Consider the following 3,812-nt stretch of genomic DNA (forward strand, 5'->3'; position numbering starts at 1 on the left):
CGACGGCGCTCGGCCCCTGTTAACACTTCGACCATCTTCTCGTTGTGACTAGTACTGAACATAGCTCCAAGACTACCTCTTAAGTTAAGAGGGGCGAAGTGTCTGGATCTTCAAGGGGCCAATCTAAACACCAACACTCATAGTGGGGAGGATAGTTCCATCCCCCCCACAGCAGAATTATCACCTGAGCAACATTAAAGAAGCATTAGTCTTTTTCAAAATACCTGTTGTCGTACTTCCCACAATGAACTGCCTGATCCGAGAGTGACCGTAAGCCCCCATCACGATAAGGTCGCAGCCCACCTCGGCGGTATGCTGGCAAATCACTGGCACCACCTCTCCTTGCAGCAGCATTGCTTCAACTCTGATACCTGCACTTTTCAACACCTGTTTGGCTTGTGCCAGCTGCCGTTCGTGCTCGTCACTTGGTTCGCCAACCATCACCAGCTCACACTCAAGCCCCTTGAGCAGTAGGCTGCTTGCGATCAACTCCAGTACCTTCTTGGCAGTCGGGCTTGCGTCATAGGCAAACAGGAAGCGGCTTGGGGCCTGAAAGCCCGGCTGCACCACCATGATGGGATTAGCCAGGGTACGGATGACGCTCTCAATATTGCTGCCAATCAATTCGTGGGCATGGGCCGTGCCCTGCTTGCCCATGATCAACATCCGCATACCGGATGAGAGCTCCTGGGTCGTCTCTACCAGCTGGCCGTGGCGTTGCAGGGTCTCGACCCCTGTCATCCCCAAGCCAGCAAGATACTCCTGGCTGCTTTTGAGCAGCATCCGCCCCTGTTCATGGGCGAGGCGGCTGCGTTGATGATCCAGCTCGGCGAGCTCCTGGAGAAGAAGCTCGCGGCTGCCAAGACCAATATTGCCGGAGAGATCGCTGTGTCCTTCAAACTCGTTTTTTTCCAATACGTGCAGCAAGGTGACGGGTAACCCAGTATTGGCAGAGGCCCATGCCGCCGCATCACACACTGCTGTCATGGCTGGGGAGCCATCGATACAGGCAAAAATGTTTGTCATGATGAATTCCTTCTTGTGATCAGTGTCCAGCCAGCAGCTTTTCAACTTCTTCCGGCTTGTCGTGTACACCAAAGCGGTCAACGATGGTCGCGCTTGCTTCGTTCAGACCGATCAGCTCAACCTCGGTGCCCTCACGGCGGAACTTGATGACCACCTTGTCCAGCGCAGTGACAGAACTGATGTCCCAAAAGTGAGCGTGAGTCAGGTCGATCACCACTTTCTCCACCACTTCCTTGAAGTCGAATCCGGCAAAGAACTGCTCGGCACTGGCGAAGAACACTTGGCCGCGCACCAGATAGGTACGTACTTCACCACTGCGCTCACTATCACTTTTGACCAGCATGAAGCGGGCGACCTTGTTGGCGAAGAACAGTGAGGCCAACAGCACACCGACAAATACCCCGAGTGCCAGGTTATGAGTAGCCACAACTACGATAACCGTGGCTACCATCACGATATTGGTGGAGAGCGGGTGCTTTTTGAGATTGCGCAGTGAATCCCAGGAGAACGTCCCGATAGAGACCATGATCATTACGGCCACCAGTGCCGCCATGGGAATTTGGCGGAGCCATTCGTCCATGAACACCACCATCAGTATCAGGATCACCCCCGCAGCAAAGGCCGAGAGGCGGCCACGGCCACCGGATTTGATGTTGATGATGGACTGACCAATCATGGCGCACCCCGCCATGCCACCCATCAGGCCCGCACCGATATTGGCAATCCCCTGGCCCTTGCATTCACGATTGCGGTCGCTCTGGGTATCGGTCAGATCATCGACAATCGCTGCCGTCATCATGGATTCGAGCAGACCGACCACGGCCAGACCTGCGGAATATGGGAAGATGATCGCCAGCGTCTCCAGATTGAGCGGCACTTCGGGCCACAGGAAGATGGGCAGAGTATCGGGCAGCTCGCCCATATCGCCTACAGTACGGATATCGATGCCCATGGTGATGGCGACTGCCGTCAGGATGACGATGCAGAGCAGCGGAGAAGGCACTAGCTTGCCAACCACCGGAATAAGCGGGAACAGATAGATGATGCCAAGGCCAGCTGCTGTCATGGCATAGACCTGCCAGGTGACGTTGGTGAGCTCAGGCAACTGGGCCATAAAGATGAGGATCGCCAGCGCATTGACGAAGCCGGTGACCACGGAACGGGAGACAAACCGCATCAGGCTGCCGAGCTTCAAGTAACCAGCCGCGATCTGGAGTACCCCAGTGAGCAGAGTTGCTGCCAGCAGATATTGCAGGCCATGCTCTTTGACCAGGGTCACCATCAGGAGTGCCATTGCGCCTGTGGCTGCCGAGATCATGCCTGGACGACCGCCAACAAAGGCTATGACCACGGCGATACAGAAGGAGGCATAGAGGCCGACTTTGGGGTCTACTCCAGCAATAATGGAGAAGGCGATGGCTTCTGGGATCAGCGCCAGGGCGACCACGATTCCGGCTAACAGGTCACCACGGATGTTGGAGAACCACTCTTGTCTTGCACGTTCTAGCATGGGGGGATTTTCTCGCTTGTTTAGGATCCATAGCACAACGCACCCATCGACTTGGGGGTCAGATGGAGTTCGGGCAGGATCAGATTGTTGTATTGGGATCTAATGGGTGTAAAAAAGCGCTCCGGTTGTGACAACCAGAGTCAGGCGGCAGGAGCCGCAGAGGGAGGGGTTAGGGCGGCGTTACAGTCACGCCAGTATGCAATTTGTTCATGGGCTGCGGATGATAGCAGAGAAGCGCTTGCACAGGTAGGGTTATCGTGCCTAGCAAAAACACCTTTTAAATTTTCCGCCCTACAGGGCGAATATAACCACATCTTAACTGAGGTTACATTTCTGTTTTCTGTTTTCTGTTTTCTGTTTTCTGTTTTCTGTTTATATGAATCTAATTTATTACTGAGTGATGGAGCATTGATGTCTTAAGCTAAGTTAAGGAACTTTAATTTATCAGTGCTCTTTAAATTTCATTTATTTAAAAAAATAGCTTATGGGGGGGTAGTAAAACTGGTTTCTCTTCGCTGCGCAGCAGCGGAATGTTGAAATGGAAAAAATTAATTTATAGCTCTCATAATTAGTAAATGGACAGTTTTCCGAATTTTTCAAGTGGGGGGATGTGAAAAAGTTTGAAAATAATTCTGTTTGGTGGAAATTTGGCCAATCTGGATGGTTTTATTCTCACCGCCCCCCGACTTATTGCTTATACGCAAACCCCATGCCTAATCCGTCCCACCAGATCGACAACAGCCTGAACCCCCATCGGTGTATTCAGCAATGTGGCTGGAGTCACGCCACCGAGGCCCCAGGCTGGTCTGTTTAGCCATGACAACGCCTTGGCAGTATCGTTCTTGTTGAGGGATAGTGCCGCATCGAGTGCCTGTACAACGCCGTATACCCTAGCACCCTGAGAGATTGATAGGGGGGCCCCAATCCTCAGCTTGCGAGCAACAGTGTGGCGGCTAATGCCTGCTAGGCGGCATATCAAACCTATGTCTGCACTCATCAATTCAGCCAGTCGATGAATGCTGCCAGGAGCTACGCCAGCCATGATCCATAGATGCGACCCCAACGGGTCGCTGGGGATCCCAAGAGAGCTAGATAGCGTCATCACAGAGGCTTCGGTCTTACCTGGATGATAACTGGAATAGGACATGATCATGTACAGGATCTTTAGCTACAACCAATTGAAATAGATAGAAAAAAGGCTTCGTTTGTGATCTGATTTAATCGCAAAAAAAAACCGACACGCCCGAAGCCATGACTATTATCAATGCAACCCAGT

At 52.5% G+C, this 3,812-nt stretch carries 3 protein-coding genes; all 3 read right to left on the reverse strand.

What is annotated here, in order from left to right:
• Positions 1-180: 180 nt before the first annotated feature.
• Complete coding sequence (locus C3418_RS22965) at positions 181-1,026, reverse strand: universal stress protein (RefSeq protein ID WP_103261755.1); 846 nt, start codon at positions 1,024-1,026, stop codon at positions 181-183.
• A gap of 19 nt (positions 1,027-1,045) precedes the next feature.
• Positions 1,046-2,536, reverse strand: coding sequence for a SulP family inorganic anion transporter (locus C3418_RS22970; RefSeq protein WP_103261754.1), 1,491 nt, complete (start codon positions 2,534-2,536; stop codon positions 1,046-1,048).
• Positions 2,537-3,230: 694 nt separating this feature from the next.
• Positions 3,231-3,689 carry an antitoxin Xre/MbcA/ParS toxin-binding domain-containing protein gene (locus C3418_RS22975; protein ID WP_308457653.1) on the reverse strand — a complete coding sequence of 153 codons (459 nt, stop codon included), beginning with the start codon at positions 3,687-3,689 and terminating at the stop codon, positions 3,231-3,233.
• Positions 3,690-3,812: the final 123 nt, after the last annotated feature.

The sequence above is a fragment of the Aeromonas sp. ASNIH8 genome (assembly GCF_002919855.1).
Lineage (GTDB): Bacteria > Pseudomonadota > Gammaproteobacteria > Enterobacterales > Aeromonadaceae > Aeromonas > Aeromonas caviae.